Annotated in this window: 11 protein-coding genes; all 11 read right to left on the bottom strand. The window is 37.1% G+C overall.

The features are described 5' to 3' along the window. Nucleotides 1–459 precede the first annotated feature (459 nt). The 11 genes from VOI54_RS15865 to VOI54_RS15815 all read right to left on the bottom strand — a co-directional run bounded on the left by VOI54_RS15865 (nt 460) and on the right by VOI54_RS15815 (nt 19,831). On the bottom strand, nt 460–1,776 hold the full coding sequence (locus VOI54_RS15865; protein ID WP_326284064.1) for a Gfo/Idh/MocA family protein: 1,317 nt from the start codon (nt 1,774–1,776) through the stop codon (nt 460–462). A gap of 6 nt (nt 1,777–1,782) precedes the next feature. After that, nucleotides 1,783–3,162, bottom strand: coding sequence for a 3-keto-disaccharide hydrolase (locus tag VOI54_RS15860; protein ID WP_326284063.1), 1,380 nt, complete (start codon nt 3,160–3,162; stop codon nt 1,783–1,785). Nucleotides 3,163–3,277: 115 nt separating this feature from the next. Next, nucleotides 3,278–5,656 carry a right-handed parallel beta-helix repeat-containing protein gene (locus tag VOI54_RS15855; RefSeq protein WP_326284062.1) on the bottom strand — a complete coding sequence of 793 codons (2,379 nt, stop codon included), beginning with the start codon at nt 5,654–5,656 and terminating at the stop codon, nt 3,278–3,280. 19 nt (nt 5,657–5,675) lie between these two features. Beyond that, nucleotides 5,676–6,833 carry a phosphatidylinositol-specific phospholipase C domain-containing protein gene (locus VOI54_RS15850; RefSeq protein WP_326284061.1) on the bottom strand — a complete coding sequence of 386 codons (1,158 nt, stop codon included), beginning with the start codon at nt 6,831–6,833 and terminating at the stop codon, nt 5,676–5,678. Nucleotides 6,834–6,843: 10 nt separating this feature from the next. Beyond that, nucleotides 6,844–8,484: an alkaline phosphatase family protein gene (locus VOI54_RS15845; protein ID WP_326284060.1), complete on the bottom strand. Its 1,641-nt coding sequence runs from the start codon at nt 8,482–8,484 to the stop codon at nt 6,844–6,846. Nucleotides 8,485–8,539: 55 nt separating this feature from the next. Beyond that, a complete protein-coding gene (locus VOI54_RS15840; protein WP_326284059.1) occupies nt 8,540–9,367 on the bottom strand; it encodes an inositol oxygenase family protein in 828 nt (275 codons plus the stop codon). Between the two features lie 33 nt (nt 9,368–9,400). Continuing rightward, a complete protein-coding gene (locus VOI54_RS15835; protein WP_326284058.1) occupies nt 9,401–10,936 on the bottom strand; it encodes a solute:sodium symporter family transporter in 1,536 nt (511 codons plus the stop codon). Between the two features lie 105 nt (nt 10,937–11,041). Next, nucleotides 11,042–12,685, bottom strand: coding sequence for an alpha-L-fucosidase (locus VOI54_RS15830; RefSeq protein ID WP_326284057.1), 1,644 nt, complete (start codon nt 12,683–12,685; stop codon nt 11,042–11,044). 3 nt (nt 12,686–12,688) lie between these two features. Beyond that, nucleotides 12,689–14,536: a glycoside hydrolase family 2 protein gene (locus tag VOI54_RS15825; protein WP_326284056.1), complete on the bottom strand. Its 1,848-nt coding sequence runs from the start codon at nt 14,534–14,536 to the stop codon at nt 12,689–12,691. Nucleotides 14,537–14,690: 154 nt separating this feature from the next. Beyond that, nucleotides 14,691–16,151: a SusD/RagB family nutrient-binding outer membrane lipoprotein gene (locus tag VOI54_RS15820; RefSeq protein WP_326284055.1), complete on the bottom strand. Its 1,461-nt coding sequence runs from the start codon at nt 16,149–16,151 to the stop codon at nt 14,691–14,693. A gap of 80 nt (nt 16,152–16,231) precedes the next feature. Further along, the gene (locus VOI54_RS15815; RefSeq protein WP_326284053.1) at nt 16,232–19,831 is read right to left on the bottom strand and encodes a SusC/RagA family TonB-linked outer membrane protein; all 3,600 of its coding nucleotides are present in this window, start codon (nt 19,829–19,831) and stop codon (nt 16,232–16,234) included. Between the last annotated feature and the right edge of the window lie 125 nt (nt 19,832–19,956).

Raw genomic sequence — 19,956 nt, 5'->3', positions numbered from 1 at the left:
TTGTCGTAATCTACTTTATATTTTAACCTTACGAAAGTTAATTTGATATATTTAAAATAAAATCGGGGTTCACAAATCGTCAACATCTCTTGATTATATCACAACAAATATCTATTGCCGAAGAAGTGGTTAAGAAATTAGGTTCAAATCTATAAGTAGGATATTATCCAAAATCAAAACCTTGCTAATTATATAATTAGCAAGGCTTTTTAGTTTTTAGACGATCATTTAATTTGATATGATTTAGTTTTAAAAAGGGATCAATTTCGGGTCATGCCTAAAAGTTGTGTTTTAGGCAAAAATTTGAGCTAATCTAAATGAGGAATTCACCCGCATTTATCCTAATCACATATGAATGATATGCTCCATGAGGTGAAATCATATATATCAATGACCCAAATAATCATTATGCTATGTAGTTAATGATTATTTGGGCTAAAGCAAATTCATTTTCAATATTTATAATTTTGGTTCCCAACCGGGTTCATACTCACGCTTCCAATAGGACATCGCTTCTGCGTCATTAAGAATTCTTCCTGTTTTAGTATCAAGATTTAAAGTACGTTTTACATCTTGTGCAATATTACCCAAATGGCAGATCATTGTAGTGACGCTTGCATCATCAATTGGAGAATTCTGTTTTTTATCAACTTTAATGGCTTCAAAAAAGTTGGCTATATGAATGCTGTCTAAACTTCCTGCTCCCATAGTATTAGTGGTGGCACTTTGTTCTGATTCTTCCTCTTTTTTAATAAGGTTACCACCAAGGTCATATAACTCATAACTGTTTCTGGTTAATGTTATTGCTCCTTTACTTCCGTAGATAGTCGCTCCTCTACCAGGCCTTTCGGGTTTCATCATACCACGGCTATGACCTGTCCAGGTAATGAATTTCTCATCTTCAAATTGAAACGTAACTTGCTGATTATCGGCAAATTCCCAATCATCATTATAAGCATATTTTCCTCCGTATGAAGCTACGCTCTTCGGGATTGAAACGCCTAATGCCCATCGACAGACATCTATTTCATGAGTACCGTTATTATGCAATTCGCCTGTTCCCCAATTACGAAACCAGTGCCAATTATACGGGTGAATATTATCTTTATATTTTGTTCTTGGTGCCGGCCCCTGCCATAAATCCCAATCTAAAGTTTCAGGTACGGGTATTTCTTTTCCAATACCTATAGATCCGCGATTATTAGAATAAAAAGCTTCTCCTTTATATACTTTACCAATAATACCGTCTCTTATTTCTTTAACGGCCTTTATAGAGGTAGGTGCTGAGCGTTGTTGGTTTCCCATTTGTACCTTTTTGCCATATTTCTTTTGCGCCTCAACTAATAACTCATTCTCATGAAGATTATGACTACAAGGTTTTTCCACATATACGTGCTTTCCTACCTGTAGAGCCATAATCGCCATAGGGGCATGCCAATGTTCCGGTGTTGCAATAAATACGACATCTACATCTTTATCTTCCAATACTTTTCTGAAATCTTTTTCTACTTTAGGGACATAGCCTATGTTCGCTTTACACCATTCGTTGTTTTTTTCAATAATAGTATCATCTACATCACAATTGTAAATAATCTTAGCTCCGGGATATTTATGAATCCCTAGCACAAGGGCTTTTGCCCTGCTTCTTACGCCTATTATAGCTACATTAATGCGGTCATTTGCTCCTAATATATTAGCATAACCTATACCAGGAAGCACCAACCCTCCTACAGTTCCTACTGCTGTTTTCTTTATAAAGTCTCTTCTTGATCCCATCTTAAATTAGTTTAAAGGTTTTATCTTAATATTTTTAAATGCTACCCGATCTCCATGATCCTGTAATAAAATATGTCCTCTTTCAGCTTCTCCAAAATTTGACCAAACCTTATATTTACTTTCGGCCACAAGCTTTTTATAAGCTTCACTACCTCTATCAAATTCCAATACCTTGGTCCTGTTAAGATAATGTGTTACGTGGCCTTCTTTAGAAACTATCCGGGCACTGTTCCACTGCCCTACCGGATTCATATGCTTTTCATCACTGGCTTTGATTAAATCATAAAGTGACGCTGCTGTACGACTTCCTTCATGGTTTCCTTTTTTAGCATCAGGGTGTTTTGCATCATCCAATATCTGAAACTCTAAACCTATAGATGAACCGGCTCCCTGATTTAATTCTGTGTCTACATAATACTTAATACCACTATTGGCACCTTCGGTGATTTTAAAATCAACTCGCAGTTCAAAATCACCATATTTTTCAGTGGTTACAATATCTCCTCCTGCTGTAGATTCTGCACCTCCTGTGGCTAATACGATTAACTCGCCATTTTTAATAATCCACCCTTCTTCCGGGAACTTATTTAATTTAGCACCTCTCCATCCATTGGTAGTTTCTCCGTCCCACAACATTTTCCACCCTTCATGTTCTTCTGCATCGGTCAAACGGTTTTTGGTATAAATAGGTTTTACAGAGATTTGCTTACTGTATCTAGCTAAATCTTTTGTGAGAATGCGGATATTCTTCCACTTGATCTCCGTTCCTTCTTTTTGCTCTTTATGAATACTATGTACTTGTAAACCAATAAACCCATTCGCCGTTTTATCATCTATTAAATAAGCAGCCGGCACATTATTTACCCAAGTTTTAATAGTATCTCCTATAGCCTCTATTCTATAATGGTTCCATTCATTTTGCTTAAAGGCTTTTTGCGCTTCAGAATTATTTTTTAACGGATTCAGCCAACCTCTTCTGCCTTCTTCATATATACCACCACTCCAGGCTCTCTCAGACGGGTCAATTTCCACCTGGTAGCCATGTACACGTCCGTTTCTATAGTATGGAAAACTATTACTACGAATCTGTATCCCCGAATTCATGCTTGAATCAACTAAATATTCCAATTCAAGAATAAAATCACTATACAGCTTATCTGTAGTCAGGAAGGTATTAGGAGTATTTGCCACAGTAGTACCAACAATAACTCCATCTTCAATTTTATACGTTGCTTTTCCACCTTCTATTGACCACCCTGTTAAGGTCTTGCCATCAAAAAGAGATTCCCAAGGGGTTTTATCTTTTTTGATATTTGAACATGCTGAATTTAATAATATCAACAGTAACAAAATACTTAGCTTCCCTGTCTTTTTCTTTAAAATCATATCTATCATCCTTATTTTTTAATTTACAATATATTTATAATTAATCTTTACTATCCCGATAATACGCTATCACTGACTTCCTGTCAAACACCAATAAAAAGTGTTCATTTTAAATCTAATTTACATGAAGCTGTACTTTAGCTTGATTTCTTAATACCGTTACGGGAATATCATGTCCTCTTGGCCTGCTCTTATAATTAACCAGAAGGATCTTAACATTTTCAAGTTCACCACCCCACCATTCAAAAATGACATCACCTTCTTTAAAGCCCAATTCACCCATTTTGCTATCCTTGGGCACAGAGGTTAGGATAACGCCTATTTCAGCATGCATTCCTGTGGAGGAAACCTCTCCCATACCGACCAGGTTTTTTACTTTACCCCCCATCCAATCGTACTCCGTATTGTCTCTTTTTGGTTCTTCACCAGCATTTAAGCCGGGTGTATATTTCGGTAATACAGGGGTTTCTGCTTCTGCTTTTAAATGTTCTGAAACCACCCCGAAGTTATCCATATCAAAATTATGGACCCCTAAGGCTAATGCCGGAGACGTTGGTGCTATACGGTAGTCGCCTTTTGCCGGATCTAAAAATTGAGGGTTTCCTATTATTGAATGTGTATCCCGGCCTCCATCATTTAGGTGAATTGGTTTTTCTGTCATATCGAACAGGTTGTAATCAAGCATGGTTCCCCATACTTCCGGGAGTCGGATAGTCCAGTACCAGGCTCCAAAAATATTATTATAAACAAGGTCTCCGGAATTGTCATACCATACGTGCATATGCATGGAATTGTTCACAGTGATATTATTGAACGCTTTCCGGTAAAATCCTTCACGAAGCTTTATACCATTAGAAAGACATAGGTTATTATACACCTCATAATTAGTAGACCCATCATCCAGATCAATATCCCACCCATGGTCACAGCGGAATCGATTATTGCGGATGTGGGTTGTTTTGATGGCATCCAGTAATGGTAGTTCAGGATGTTCTTTGACATAGGCATTTACCCTCTCGCGGCTGGAACTCCAAAAACGGTCACGTCCCCAGGAATTAAACGAACCATGATCACTGGTTTCACGTACTGTATTGAACACATCATTATATTCAATAATGTGACCTCCCCAGGTACCATCGCCTACATTAATACCGGCTCTTGGCGCTTTATAAATAGAATTATGACTTGCTGTAATGCTCATAGCCATGTCTATCTGCACACCTGCTGTTTGCTTTTCTATCTGTCCGAAATCAAAGATAAGATTGTCATGGGCAATACAATTTGCCGGATATAAATTGTTTTTTGGTCCAATGACCTTGTCCATGTCCTCATAAGTAACATACTCAGAGTATCCAAAAACCGGAGAACGAACTGCTGTTGTATCTCCTACAAAACATATAGCCGAAGCTCCTATACGGGTGATTCGGTTATGGCTGATCTCTACTTTTCTGGCATAATCATTCACAAATACAGCATTACCGCCAAGATCTTCAAAATTGGAATGTTTTACGCTCACATGTTCAACACCATCAATAAATACAGCCCCACCTCTATAAATGGCCCAATCACTTCTAAGTAGTCGCTCATCGGCTTCCATAAAGGTACGGGTACTATGCTTGAAATGAATGCCCTCAATATGCAGATGTTTTACAGGATTGGCTTCTGTTCCTTTAATTTCTATTAAATGCTTTGTTTGCGGAACTTCTATTTTAACATTTTTAAGGTTAACACCTGTTGACGGTTTCCAGTAAAGCGTATTTTTTTCTTTGTCCAAATACCATTCATTGATCGTATCTAACTCTTCTTTTATATTCTCTACAAAACGGAACTTTTTATGCATTCCCTTTTCAGGTCGATTGTTTTGCCAACCGCCTTCCAGTATAACTTCTCCCTTATTATCTACTCCGGTAATACGATAGTGATAGCCTCCCCATTGGGCACCATGTAATACGTGCAGGTAAGCGCCTTCTGGCCTTTTCCAGGTTTTTATCCTTTCTGGTGCTATGGCATCTTCAGCCCATCCGTTGAAAGGCAATACATCTTCATTATAATTAGGGTAACGGGCAAGTATTTGCTTTTCTCCATTAGCGTACAGTCGTTCAAAGTCAAGAGTTTTGTCCACTTTAGCAGTATAAACACCACCTTTTCCTTTTTTCCATTTTAAAGCCAACGCTTTACTACCTAAAAACACAGGTATTTCTCCGGGATAGGCCTTATAGGCTACAGGGTAAATTTCGGTTCCCGAATCTTCAGGGGTAAACACAACGGGTTTCGTCATTCTGTATTCTCCTCCCCTTATATAAACGGTAGCTCCATATTTTTTGGAGGTCCTAACCAATTGCTGTGCTTTTCCAATAGTTTTTACAGGCTGGTTAAATGTACCGGGGTTATTGTCATCACCATCCGTAGCCACATAAACGAAGTTATGGGCATTGCTATTTTGGGCACCCCCTTGAAGGCTAAAAAGAACTAGGAACAAAAATAGATATCTCATTTTTTTTTTATATAATTATTTAATTGTTATGAATAGTTTTATCTTTTAAAGTAAAGGTTACAAGAGTGTCTTTTCCCTTTTCATTATGCCATGCTATAGATTCGGGGATGATGTTATATTTTTCAGAAACCGGCCTTAAAGTCATTTTTTCACCTATTTGAGCAGGTAAATCGAAAAATTGGGATAGCTTAAATGTAGTGATTTCTTCTTTGTATTCTCCTCCTTCATATATACAAATCCATTGAATATCTCCATCTTCAAAAGGATTTTTGGAAGCTACCTCTACAGTTCCGAAAAGACGGTTATTTTCATTTAATTCATTGACCACTTTAAACACATTACCTAATGATGGAAAGTCAACAATGACCTGACCTGGTATACGTCCGTTAAGTCTCCAGGCCCTTATTGCTAATTTTTTCAGATATGTCGGAGTATTGATTTGTTGGGAATACGAACGTACACCACGTCCTCTTTTATCTAAAACTACAGCCGTAAGACGTAATCCGGCTTGGGGCTCAATACTTTTCTTTTCTCCTCTGTACACATAAGGTTCCCATAACAAATCCAGGCTTCCTTTATTTCCTACCTTAGTACCTCTATAGGTCAATGGCGCATTCATATTCCCCGCACTTCCGGTAGTGATCAGTCGTTTATCTGTATCTATAAGCTCTTGCACAGTAGGCACTTCTCCTTCTTTTCCTCTATAAATATATTTACCTAAAATCCTATTAATGGTATTTTGAACTTTTTGCTGATCGGCATGACGCTCTATCTTCATAAAGAATATTTCTGTGGGATATTCTTGAATGCCAATGGCAAGCGTGTTCAAAATATCTTCAAAGTCCCATTTCCCGGTCCATGAAACCCCATGATAAACACTAAGCTTATCTCCATCATCATAGACATCGATTTCAAAAAAGCGGACACCTAATTTAATCTGATCTTCTATAGAGATATCTACATTGGTATTTTTAAAACCCGTATTATACGAATTATGAGTTCCCGGTAAGGATACTTGTGTAATGGGCCTATTCCACCATTCGGGTTTGATGGCAAACTGTTGCTCAACGTCTATAACTTTTGCTCCTTTATTAGTATAATAATACAATATAGCCAAAAGTACTGGTACTAAAAATGAAAGTAACTTGATCTTATGTCTTGCAAAAAACTCTCTCATCAAATTCTTTTTAATTATCTAATAATTCTATCAATGGTCTACCGTCAGCTGCATTAGGTAAAGGCACACGAAGCATCATAGATAGTGTTGGAGCTATACTTGTAATGGTTTTGTACCTGGCAGACTCGCCCTGGGGAACTTTCCATCCATACCAAAGCATTGGCACATGCGTATCATAAGTATATGCGGTACCATGATTGGCTGCCAGATACTGCGACTGCCATCCCGGTTCATGAATAAAGATAATATCACCACAGCGTTTAGGATAGACGCCACGTTTTAGCATACCCCGTATTTCATCATTGTGATAATAGCCGTTTTCCAATTCCTTTATACTTACCACATCACGGATACCTTTTTGTTGTAAAAACCATTGTTTGGTAAGGGCTATTAGTTTATCTTCTTCAATTCTGGTTTTGGCTTTTTCCATATCGAGATACACCTGTTCATCTCGCAGCCTGATAACAAGTTCATCCAAACCGGTTTCTGTCCTCAAATATGTATTTAATTTTTCTTTAAGTCTGTTTTTATAGGTAAAGCCTGAATTCATTTTTTGCTCTTCCAAATGTTCTGCATTATGCATGCCACCATGATCTGCAGAAAGCACTACTACATAATTTTCCATACCTACCGATTCATCCAGTTTTTGTAATAATCTGGCAATATCACGATCGAGTCGTAAATACGTATCCATAATCTCTAATGAGCCTGCTCCATAACGATGCCCTATATAATCTGTAGCCGAATAACTAATCGTAATAAAATCAGGCACCTCCTGTTTCCCTAATGATTCGGCTTCAATACACCGAATAGCTACATCTGTTAGATAAGAATTTCCAAATGGTGTAGAACCAATCGCTCCGTTATCATTTGACGGAAATGAATAAGGAAATTCAGGTTCCTGATCTGTAATACTTCTTTCAAAATGGCGGTTGTCTATAAGCTCTTCAGGATATTCTGACCGATCTAATAGTAAATTCCACCCATCTCTTAAATAGGTTGCAGCTATACCCTTATCATTAAAACCGGTTAACCATTCCGGTAATTCCTTTTGATAATAAGAACTGGTCACAAACTTTCCGTTACTTAACCAATAAGCTGCATTGGCTGCGTGTCCGGCTGTTAATATGGCACCTCTTTCTTTAATAGAGAAACCAAATACTTTGGATTTACCATAATGAAACAGTTTTAATTCATCGTTAACGGTTGAAGCCATTAAGTTTTGTGGTGAATATGATGTGTTCTTACTATTTTCTAAACCAACCGTATAAACGGTAGTGTCTGCTATAGAAAACACGGAACTTTTTGTGGCTCTGTTGTACCAATTATTGGAAGTTATTCCATGGCGTGCAGGTGTAGTTCCTGTAAATAGTGAAGCATGTCCCGGAGCTGTTCGGGTGGGGATATAGTTATAGTGAGTATTTCTAAAATTAAATCCTTTATTTATTAATCGTTTAAACCCTTCTTCTTCATAATAATCATAAAATCGTTCAAGGTAATCATAACGCATTTGGTCTACAACAATACCTACTACCAATTTAGGAGTTTTAGGTTTTTCTTCTATTTCAGTACAGGATGAAAACCCTATACTTAAACATAAAAACAAGAATAACCTAATAAAAAAGTTCTTGTTTAATCTCTTTATATACATTGTATTCAATACCTTCATTTCTCTACTACCAGTAAAATTTTCTATTTAATATTATTTACCAATTGATTTTCTCAGGACCTAAATACTTCTCTATTATAGGTTGATAATACGCCTTAATCTTATCCGGGTTAAAGGTTTCCTCTCGCTTAGTATAAAGATCATATTTGTTAAAATCTATAACCCACACTTTATATTGTTTATCCTTTTCAGTTAGAAACTGGCCATAACTATTGCCTGTATGCCATGGGTAGAAAGAGTGATATCGAAGCATTACCATACCTGCTTCCGGAATTTTGTTATCCGGATGGTTCTTTAGTACCTGATACAAGTATTCATCATGCCCCCAGGCCAAGTGAAGGTTATCCAAACCGCAGCCTTCTTCATAAACCCCCAGATCAGTGTTATAACGTTCATCCTGCATATCTGAATTCAACCGGTTGAACTCAGGATACACACAAGTCTCCGGAAATTTAGCGCCTACTACAAAAATATCGCCTACTAATCCCCATTGTTCCGCCTGACTTGTCCCGTCGTCATCACTCCCCCACAGATACATTACTTTTCCAAGATCGTGTATAAGCCCTACCAATTGCATCCAATCCGGACGTCCTTCTTCACGCATGGCTTCAGCAGACTGTACCAAGTGATGTACATTAGGTAATGTAATATCAGGATCACTTACATCTATCAGATCATTTAACTTTTCCATAGCGTCCCATATGTGCATGGATTTATCGTATGTCAGATATTTAACTTTCATGCGCTTTACATAATCTAATGTTTGCCTGGTACGCATTTTACGGTAATGTTCTTTTACCGCTGCTATAATCTCACCTTGATCATAGTTGCGAAAATCTTTTTTTTCTTTTGCCGGTGTTGCCATATCTTTTAGGTTTATCTTAAATTATATTGATCATTAGAAAAACAGAATATATAAACCAAGTGTTGCTACTACTATAGCCATACCCCATATTTTGACCAATCTTGGCAATTTTTCTGTCTTAATATTTGTTATTTCTATGTGTCTTGTTGTTTTTGAAGGGAACATATATGAATACGCCAGCATCCAAATTACAATTGCTATAAACGAGATCATCATATGATGCAGAAAAGCTATATTGGGTAATAGCCACAATAATATCCCATAAACAGGAATATTTAATAGCATTCCTGTAAAGGCTGCTTTGCCATGTATTTTTTTGAATAGCATCCCCAATAAAAAAGCCGCTAATATCCCTGGTTGTACAAAACCCCAATATAATTGGATAAACAAGTATAACCCGCCTTCAAATGACGTTAACACAGGGGCCCAAATACAAGCTAAAACTGTAAAAATTAAGGTTGCTATTCTTCCTATTTTAATTTCTTTTTTACTGTTGGCTTTTGGGTTTATAAAAGGTTTATATATATCTACTGTGAAAATTGTAGCTGCCGAATTTAGTAATGAATCTAATGTACTCATAGTAGCTCCAAAAAGCGCAGCCAAAAGAATTCCAATCAACCCTGAAGGTAACAATTTTGTTATTAATATTGGAAAAGCCGCATCCGGATTATTAATGTCATCACCATATAATTCAAAAGCTATAATGCCCGGAAAAATGACTATAAAAGGGATTATCAATTTTATGGTGGCTCCAAACAGAATACCCTTTTGACCTTCAATTACACTTTTGGCCCCCAAAGTTCTCTGGGTAATAAACTGATTAAGTCCCCAGTAGAATAAATTCGGAATCCACATGCCTCCTATAAGAACTGCTGTCCATGGTAATTCGGGATGGTCTGCCGGTAATATAGTATGCAACCTTCCTTCTGATAGCTTTACAAACTCCTCTATGCCTCCAACAGCTTTAAATCCTAGCAGTGTTACTATAAGCCCTCCTAGCAACAATACAGATCCCTGAATAACATCTGACCAAACCACAGCCATTAACCCTCCATAAACCGTATAAGCTCCGGCTATTAAGCCTATAGTCCAAACACCATAATGTAACGGAATATCAAATATAGTATGCAATGTGAACGCCCCGGCATACAAAACAGTAGCCATGGTTACACCTATGTAAAACACTAACATCATAACCGACATAAATGTTCTTGTTGGTGTATCATACCTTTTTCCAAGATATTCGGGCATAGTATAGATACCTGACTTTAAAAACCTGGGCAAAAAGAAAAAAGCAACAATCACCAATGCAATAGCAGCTATCCATTCGTAACTGGCTATAGCCAAACCAACAGTACCTTTAAATCCCTGGCCCGCCTGCCCGATAAAATGCTCTGTAGAAATATTTGAAGCGATAAGTGACAGCCCAATAACCCACCATGATAAACTTCTGCCTGCCAAAAAGTAATCTTCTGATGTTTCTTCTTTTCTTGAAAGGTACACAGAGACAAAAATGACTAAAAGAATAAAAACTATAAAGGCTGTTATATCTATAAAATTGAGTGTCATGAGTGTTATTTTAAATTTAGTCCTTAAAGGCTATTAATTAACAATGAGCTTCTTAGAACAAATGCCATTTTTTTCAAATGTTAATGCATATGTGGTATATCAACATTAAGGCCTTACTTTATTAATATTTCCATATAATTTTCCATATTTTGTTTGAAGCACTACACGAAATTCATACTCTTTATCTTTAACCAATGACTCCATTACAACTCTAAATTCTTCAGCTTTGTCCAAAGCCATCCAATGTGTACTTTCCCAATCCTTATAATATATACTTTCGTGAAATCCAGGATATACCCTATAATCAAAGCGCACCTGCACTTCCTCAAATGCCTTTAAGTCATTGACCTTCCCAAGAAAATATACCTTGTCATTTTTCTTTTCTGCTTCCAGTGTAGTGAATTCCGGAACTTTATATACAGGTTCTACATTGGTTAATTTTACGACGACTGCATTAGGCCAAAAATTATTGTTATAGATACGTTGTGCTCTAATTACCGATAAATGCAATCCATCTCCTTTTTGTACAGCATACGATTTTGGATCTTTATCTGGTTGATATTCTACCACCAGGCCATCATGCCCAACAACTTCTATTTTAGTTTTCTTAGTGGCCTTTACAGATTTTAACACAAACTCTTTTCGGTCACCACGCTCCCACGATTTATGTCCTGTCAGGTGAACATAGACTGTATTTTCATCTTTTGCTTTAGTGAACCAAATATTATCCTCGTGGCTTACAATCCACGGACGAACATTATAAATAGCTTCCTGGTTAACAAACATCCAGGCCGCCAATTCTCGTAAGGGCTCTTCTTCATCAATATCCAGTTCTCCACTGGGTTTTGGCCCTAGGTTCAACACCAGGTTTCCGCCTTTGGCTCTACTTTCTATTAAAATCTCAATTAGCTTTCTTCCTTCCTTTATGAATTTCTGACTTGGCTTGTATTGCCATTGGTTATTAATAGTAATAGCGGCTTCCCAGGGGTGGTCCATAACTACATCGGCTACTGTTTGTTCAGGTGATTCCATAGCTCCACGTGTAATAATAATGTCCGGTTGTAAACTCCAACACGCTTTTTTTGCCGGTGGCCAGTGTCCTCCGTCTAAAAACATCATATCAATCTTACCGTAATTGGTCAACAATTCAGTAAGCTGATCAACCATATATTTATCATATGCTTTCCGGAAAGATTTTGAGATTTTATCTCTGTCTACCCTTTTAACCAAAGCGCCTTGCTTGTCTACAAACAACCAATCTTCTGGTGAGTAGTAGAACCCTACAGCCAGGCCTTGTGCCCGTACGGCATCAACAAACGCTTTTACAATGTCTTTACCATAAGGCGTGTTCATAATATTAAAATCCGTAGTTTTAGTATCCCACAGGCAAAACCCTGAATGGTGCTTGGTGGTTAGTACCACATATTTCATACCCGACATCCGGGCAATCCGGGCAATCTCACTGGCATCAAATTTTGTTGGATTAAACGTTTTGGGAAGCTCCTTATAATAACGATCCCTGTAATCTTTTGATGAGCCTACTATACTATGGCTGATCACCATACCCAACTGGCTGTCTAAACTCCAATGTAGCATCATACCTAACCCGGCATCTCTAAACCATTCTTCTCTTTCGGGTTTGTTTTGATTGTAATCTGATCTTTTTGCATCTTCACTAATTTGTGCAAAAGCTTCTGAAGTAAGTAAAATTGCCAGAATACAAACGGTTATTAAATTTCTATTCTTCATCTCTTATCTGGTTATTTTATATTGTTCTTGTTTTTTATCATAGTAATTCTTTAGTACCCAAAATGCTTTTTTCTTCACACCGGTTTCTCCTATCAGACCTTTACGATTCCAGCCATCTTGTATTACCGGGAGCATTCTTCTGGGCGACCTGAAGTCGGCCAATATCCAGGGAGTCATCCCTCTTAATTGTGGTATCTTTTCTAACATGCGTAAGGAACGTACATACATATCCTCCTGGTATTCTTCACTCCAGCGGGTTAATGCATCACCGTGAAATCCCTGTAATGCACCGCCTCCAAATTCGCTAATGACTACAGGTTTATTATATGGGATTTTCCATCTAACCTGATCGCAATATTCCGGTAATCCGTCGTACCATCCCACATATTCATTGAAAGCTACTATATCTGTGATATCTGCAAATACATCCTCAACAATTTGTAAATCACAGTCGGTTTTATCTCTATGCTTTTCCATGGCTGCACTTACTAAACGAGTGTTATCCAGTTCCTTTACCCGTTTGGTTAAATCGGCTAAAAATTTATTTCTGGCCGCTCCCGGAGGGGTTTCATTGGCTACGGACCAAATAATAATACTAGCCCTATTTTTGTCTCTGGTAACCATTTCCGTAAGTTGATTCATGGCATTTTTATGTGTTCCCGGATTTCCCCAGGTTATGGTCCAGTATACCGGAATTTCAGACCAAACCATCAATCCCATTTCATCAGCTAGTTGCACCATGTCTTCACTATGTGGATAATGTGCCAAACGCACATAATTGCAATTGAGTTCCTTGGCCCATTGCAGCAATATGCGGGCATCTTCTTTGGTGTGTATTCTTCCCCCGCCTTTTAGCGGACTTTCGGCATGGATACTTATGCCTCTAAGAAATATGGATTCTCCATTAAGCAAAATATCCGGGCCGTCTGTTGTAATAGTCTTAAATCCTATGTTATCGGTTGCTTTGTCTTCGTTAGTATAAATAGATACCCGGTATAGCTTTGGGTTTTCAGGCGACCATTTTTGTAGTTTTTTAACTTTAAACTCAAAGGCAGCTACCCCTTTAGCATCTGTAGTGATTGTTTTTATCGGCTTTAATTCAGGAATTTCTATAGTAACATTTTGGTTCTTTTTTTGATGTCCATCTAAAACTATAGTGCCGGCAATAGTATTATCTCCTTCAAGTTTAAACGTATAATCTTTGATATAGGTTTGTGCAACTTCCTCAAGTGTTACGGACCTGGTAATACCTCCATAATTAAACCAATCTGTATTTACCGTAGGTACGGCATCTCTTTTCCTGTTGTTATTTACTTTTACTATCAGGCTGTTGACTGCCTGTAATTGGTTTGTTATTTCAAAGCTAAACGGTGTAAAACCGCCTACATGTTCTCCCAGTTTTTTTCCGTTCAGGTAAACTTCCGCATGATAGTTTACTGCGCCAAATTTTAAAAAAACGCGATTACTTTGTTGTTTTTTATTATAGCTGAATTTCCTTCTGTACCATAGGGTCCCTTCATAATAAAATAATTTTTCTACTTGTGTATTCCAATCACCAGGAACAAGTATGGTTTGAGAGGTATCAAAATTGTATTCTAAACCATCTGTTTTATGCTCTGGTTTATCATCCATAAAATAAGCACTTCTGGGTACTTCATCCATTTGATCAAATGCTTCATATCTATAGTTATAATGGCCATTTTCATAAGGATCAACTATATAGCGCCATTTTCCATTCAATGAGGTATTTATATGCTCGGATTGCGCTCCTGAGCTTAATTGAAAACAAAATAAACCGCATAGCACCAGGTAGAAATACCATGTTCTTTCTTTATAAAATTTTAAATTCATTTTGCTTAAAAACTGAAAGTAAAGTTGTAATCTATTTCTCCTATTTCCAAGGAAATAATATCCTATACAAAAAGTAAAGGGCAAAACTAATGATGAGGATTATCCTTGTCTTGCCCTTTGTTATAATAAAAAAATTAACTACCAGACTGTTTTATTAATCTACATCCCACCAAAGCTTAGAAGCTATAACTTGTGGATATTTACTATTGGCCATGTCATAATTCTCAGCATTGAATGTAGCCTCATTTTGAGGGTAATCCAACCTTGTTGGCATTTCACCATTGGTATCACCCTGAAAATATCCAGGAACACCTGATCTGCTTGGGTATTCAGGATAATCCAATCGTCTTACTTCTGACCATAATTCTGTTCCTGTAAGGAACAAAGAGACCCATTTTTGTTCTCCAATTTGTTTTAATTTTTCTTCATCACTTCCGGTAAGCGTCGTAAAGCCTTGCGCCAGGAAAGTATTCACATCTGCTTCTTCTACACCCCAATATTCCAGTGAGGCTTTAATTCCGGCCCGATATGCTTCATTAGCTGCATTATCATCTTTGCTAACTCCATTTCCAAACAGATAAGCCTCTGCTTTCAAAAACTCAGTCTCAGAATACATTAGTACAATATCTTCCAAAGTACGCTGGAATAGATTGTCTGCACTCAGCCTACTAAAATTATCATTATCAGGGAAATCAATCAAGCTATTATCTACTCCAACAAGCCCTCCCCCATTTACAGCCGGATCAGCCCAAATAGGTAATCTCGGGTCATTTGTATTATTAAGATAATCAACTAAAAACTCAGCCATTCTGAAAGGCTCATTTCTCATTTGAAAAATTGAATGTTCCGGACCTGCTCCATCAAAGTTTTCAATAGTTGCTGATTGATCATGACTTGAAATCAACCCTCCGTTATGTTCAAGTGCTTCTCTTGTTCTATCGGCAGAAGTTGTATTATCAACAGCTCTAAGGCGCATAGCCAATCTCAGCTTTAATGAGTTTGCAAATCTGATCCATTTAGCAACATCTCCTCCGTATACTCTATCATCCGCAGGTAACTGGATACCAGCTGAAATTTGTGATGTAAGACTCGCTATGGCCTGATCAATCAAGACAAAACCATCATTATAAATAAACTCTTGAGTATCATACTTAGGGAACTGAACAGCTACATCTCCGGATTCAGAATACGGGATATCTCCATATAGATCAGATACGCCTGTAAAAAGATACACTTTAGATATTTTTGTAATTGCTCTAACAACTATATCTACAGGATCTGTAGCTTCTGCTGTCTGATTAAGTACATTATTAATTGTTGGGTTTAACAAGTAAACTTTATTCCACATAGCGTTATACTGGGAAGCTACCAATTCTGAAACCCTGTAGCTACTGGTATTATAAGAAAACTGTCTTGTATATTCCGGAGCTACCTGATTAGAAATCTGTCCTGTTGCTTTTAAGGCATCTGTTATTGGCCCCAATTGAAACCTTGGAATAACTTCATCAGATTCTACCTGAGCATTTAACGGATGTGTATTGTACTCATCAAAGTTTTCCTCGCAGGAGAAAACCATTAATGAAACTAATAGTAAGTATATTATATTTTTTTTCATCATATTAAATTTATTTGTTTTTAAGATATGAGATGAAATTCATCCCGGATAATCGGGACTCACTTCATAATCACCAAGTTTTAAAATTTAACTCTCAAGTTAAACATATAAGTTCTCATAGATGGAAGTGCTCCATTACGCTCATATCCAAGGGAATTAATTGCTGTACCTTTTCTATATGCATCCGGGTCAAAGAAATCAGATACATTATTAAAATAAAACAAGTTTCTTCCTATTGCACTAATGCTTACTGCTTCAAACCCTGTTCCTTTTAACCACTTGTTTGGAAGGTTATAAGTCAAATTAAGCTCTCTAAGTTTAACAAAAGTAGCATCTTCAAGATACTCTTCAGTGGCTCCGTCTTTACTTCCTGCTACAGCTCTATATCCTTGTCTTGCAGCTTCACCCCAATATCTTTCAGGGTTTATATACATGGCGTTATCACCTTCATTAGGTGCTCCTGTAACAGGGTTTCCATTATCATCTAACACTATAAAGCCATCATCATCAAATACTCCAAACACTGAGTTTCCAACCCATCTGTCATAACCTCCAAGAGGAGACCCAACATTTCTGTCTCCAAGTTCTCTTAAATTTCTGGGATCGTTATCTAAAGCAAATATCCAGCCTTCTCTGCCTTCCAGTGATTCTTTTGAATACCCATTTCTATTCAACTCTCTTTTAGTGCCACTAAACACATCACCTCCAAAGCTTCCATCAATCAAGAATGATAAACTTACATTCTTGTATGTCAAAGCACTTTGGATACTAGCGGTAAAATCTGGTTGAATATTTCCTACTTTTACTTCTGAATCTGAACCTTTTCTATTATCTATAATTGGATATCCTTGCTCGTTTACAATAACGGTTCCATTATTATCTCTTAAGTATCTATACCCATAGATATCTCCAAATTTCTGACCAACATATGCTCTGGAACTATATTCAATATGGTCCTCTACTCTAAAATATGCTTCTCCCGGTAAGTTTAACTCTTCAAGTACCATCTCGTTAGTTGCATAATTGAAATTTAAATTCCAGTTCCAATTATCTGTGACAATTGGTTTAGTTGTTAAAGACAATTCCAGGCCTGTATTTGAAATCTCTCCTACATTAAATAACAGATTTGTATACCCGGTAGATATAGCTTGTGGGTAATTACCAATAATTTGATTTACAGTTACAGACCTATACCACGCCAGGTCTAATCCAATCCTGTTCTTTAAGAATCTAAAATCGGCTCCTAACTCTAAAGATTTATTAATCTCTGCATCAATATTTTCATTTCCTAAAGTATTTTGCACAGTGGCTTGTAATCTACCTTGTGGGTCTGTTCCGTAGTTATAATACGTATTAAATCTATAAGCAGGTAAATCATTTCCAACCTCTGCATACGAAGCTCTGAATTTAGCATATTGCAAAACATCTGATTTCAATGCATCAAATGCATCTGTAGCTATAAAACCTAAGTTAAATGACGGATAAAAGTAGCTTCTGTTCTTGGCAGGTAATACAGAACTCCAATCGTTCCTTCCCGTAATATCTAAAAATAAATAATTATCGTATGAAAGTTGCGCACTTCCATAAAGTGAATTCAGAGCCTTCTTTTCTGTTCTTGACTCAAAATCCCTATTTTCCAGGTTATTTGTACTGGTTCTATCATCAGTTTTAAAGTTTGATCCCCAGGCACTGTGTAAGTTAGCTTCGTCATATCTTCTGTTTCCTCCAAAGTTTGCAGTTACTCCTACTTTACCAAGATTTTTTTGATAAGTCAGGTAAAAGTCAGTATTGGTCTCAAGGAATGAATGTTTTGAAATATTTAAACTACCCAAGGTGTAAGCTTCAGACCTGGCCCTAATGGTTTCAAAATTAACTTCTCTGTTATCCCACCCAACTCTGGCAAAACCTGTTAGTGTTCCAGCACCTTCAGGATCATTCAGCAGATTCAGGTTTACTTTTCCAAAACCAATAATTCTTTTAGTAACATCATTATTTTGGTCTTCAAAAACTGTCCAATATGGGTTGTTTCTTCCTCTATTCCAGGCTACTTTATTACCATCTCTAAAATACGGATGGGAATAATCCTGTCCTGAAAAAGGATACCTATGTGGCCTTAGGTCATTAAGAGAAATACTTCTTGGCATCTGTAGCAACGTATAATACACACTTTCTCTACCGCCTACTGTTGGCCTGTTATGGGTTTTTGAATAGCTGTATGAAACTCTACTCTCTAATCCTACATAGTCATTAATATCGGAGCCTAACCTAAGCGCTATATTGTACCTATCCTGAGTAGATTCAGGTTGTACATCTTCAGCGTCTTCATACAACATAGACAAATTGTAGTTTAGCTTATCACTACCACCGGTCACGTTAAGGTTTTGAACGCTAGTTACGGCAGTTTGAAAAAAATCTTTATGTTGATCTCCATGTGATACCCATGGCAATATAGGCTGATCTCTTAACCAGTCTTGCCTAACCAACTGTCCTTGGTTCAATCTTGGCCCCCAGGATTTTTCATCATAAAGCGCTGTATGTGCTTGTCCGTTGTCATCTAAGAATAAACCAAATCTATCAGGGCTTCCTGAGCCTGCTCCATATTCATTTTGTATTTCAGGGAAATACATAATTTCTGTTAACCTCAATTGAGACGAAAACGAGACTTGTGGTTTACCGGATTTTCCTTTCTTGGTAGTAATCATCACCACACCATTAAGTGCACGCGAACCATAAAGAGCTCCTGCATTTGCTCCCTTCAGTATAGAGATAGACTCTATATCCTGCGGATTTAAATCTGCAATACCACTACCAAAGTCAATATCTCCTCCTGAAAACGAAGCGTTAGAAAATGGCACACCATCTACAACGATCAAAGCTTCATTTGATCCCTCCAGGGAAGATCCTCCCCTTAATACAATTGAAGTAGACCCTGTAACACCGGCTCCGGTATTGGTGATGTTAATACCTGCCCCTTTACCTTGTAGTGAAGTTAATACGTTTGAAGATCCTGTATTGGCTACTTCTTCTCCTTTTACCTCTTCAACAGCATATCCTAAAGCTTTCTTCTCTCTTTCAATACCAAAAGCAGTAACCACCACTTCATCAAGAGCTGAAGTATCCTCCTCTAATGAAATAGTTAAGGTTGTTTGATTATCAACGGTTACTTCTTTAGACTTAAAACCTAAATAAGAGATAACCAACACAGCATTTTGATCCCCCACACTTATAGAAAAATTTCCGTCAAAATCTGTTTGCGTTCCATTAGTGGTCCCTTTTTCTAATATATTGGCTCCTGGTAAAGGCTGCCCATTAGCATCTGTCACTGTACCAGAGACTTGCTGTTGCCGTTCTTCTTTTATAATATTTGATACTTCTTTTTCCTTGATAAGAATTTCATTATCATCATTTATTATAATGTTAATATTGGCATTGGATAAACTTCTTCGTAATAACTTACTTGTTCTTATTATTCCTTTTTTTACCGGTACTTTAGGAGCATCTTCAAACAAACCCGCTTCATAAAAAAATCTGTAATCTGTTTGAGTCATGATCAGATCGAATACCTCATCAACCGATAGTATTTTATCTTCTTCTATTTTTATTTTGGAATTTTGCGATATAACATGGTCAGGTGTTAATGCAAAAATGGTTGAACAACATAAGAAAATAAATGTTTTCATAATGATTGTTAATAGCCGCTTTCTAAATAAGAAATGGGCACTAATTAATTTAATTTCCATAAATTTGTGCGTTATTAGTTAGTTAAACGTTTTTAATTAATTGATAATGATCTAAGGGGATAGAG

Origin of the sequence: Alterotamlana spongicola (assembly GCF_035818475.1) — a bacterium.
Classification (GTDB): Bacteria; Bacteroidota; Bacteroidia; order Flavobacteriales; family Flavobacteriaceae; genus Cognatitamlana.
The sequence above is the reverse complement of the archived record's forward strand: the minus strand, read 5'-3'. Positions and strand labels throughout refer to the sequence as shown.

Excerpts from the sequence above, each read along its gene's own strand:
- VOI54_RS15825 (WP_326284056.1), bottom strand. The coding sequence starts at position 14,536 with ATGAATTTAAAATTTTATAAAGAAAGAACATGGTATTTCTACCTGGTG.
- VOI54_RS15865 (WP_326284064.1), bottom strand. The coding sequence starts at position 1,776 with ATGGGATCAAGAAGAGACTTTATAAAGAAAACAGCAGTAGGAACTGTA.
- VOI54_RS15835 (WP_326284058.1), bottom strand. The coding sequence starts at position 10,936 with ATGACACTCAATTTTATAGATATAACAGCCTTTATAGTTTTTATTCTT.
- VOI54_RS15850 (WP_326284061.1), bottom strand. The coding sequence starts at position 6,833 with ATGAGAGAGTTTTTTGCAAGACATAAGATCAAGTTACTTTCATTTTTA.
- VOI54_RS15845 (WP_326284060.1), bottom strand. The coding sequence starts at position 8,484 with ATGTATATAAAGAGATTAAACAAGAACTTTTTTATTAGGTTATTCTTG.
- VOI54_RS15840 (WP_326284059.1), bottom strand. The coding sequence starts at position 9,367 with ATGGCAACACCGGCAAAAGAAAAAAAAGATTTTCGCAACTATGATCAA.
- VOI54_RS15860 (WP_326284063.1), bottom strand. The coding sequence starts at position 3,162 with ATGATTTTAAAGAAAAAGACAGGGAAGCTAAGTATTTTGTTACTGTTG.
- VOI54_RS15815 (WP_326284053.1), bottom strand. The coding sequence starts at position 19,831 with ATGAAAACATTTATTTTCTTATGTTGTTCAACCATTTTTGCATTAACA.
- VOI54_RS15820 (WP_326284055.1), bottom strand. The coding sequence starts at position 16,151 with ATGAAAAAAAATATAATATACTTACTATTAGTTTCATTAATGGTTTTC.
- VOI54_RS15830 (WP_326284057.1), bottom strand. The coding sequence starts at position 12,685 with ATGAAGAATAGAAATTTAATAACCGTTTGTATTCTGGCAATTTTACTT.
- VOI54_RS15855 (WP_326284062.1), bottom strand. The coding sequence starts at position 5,656 with ATGAGATATCTATTTTTGTTCCTAGTTCTTTTTAGCCTTCAAGGGGGT.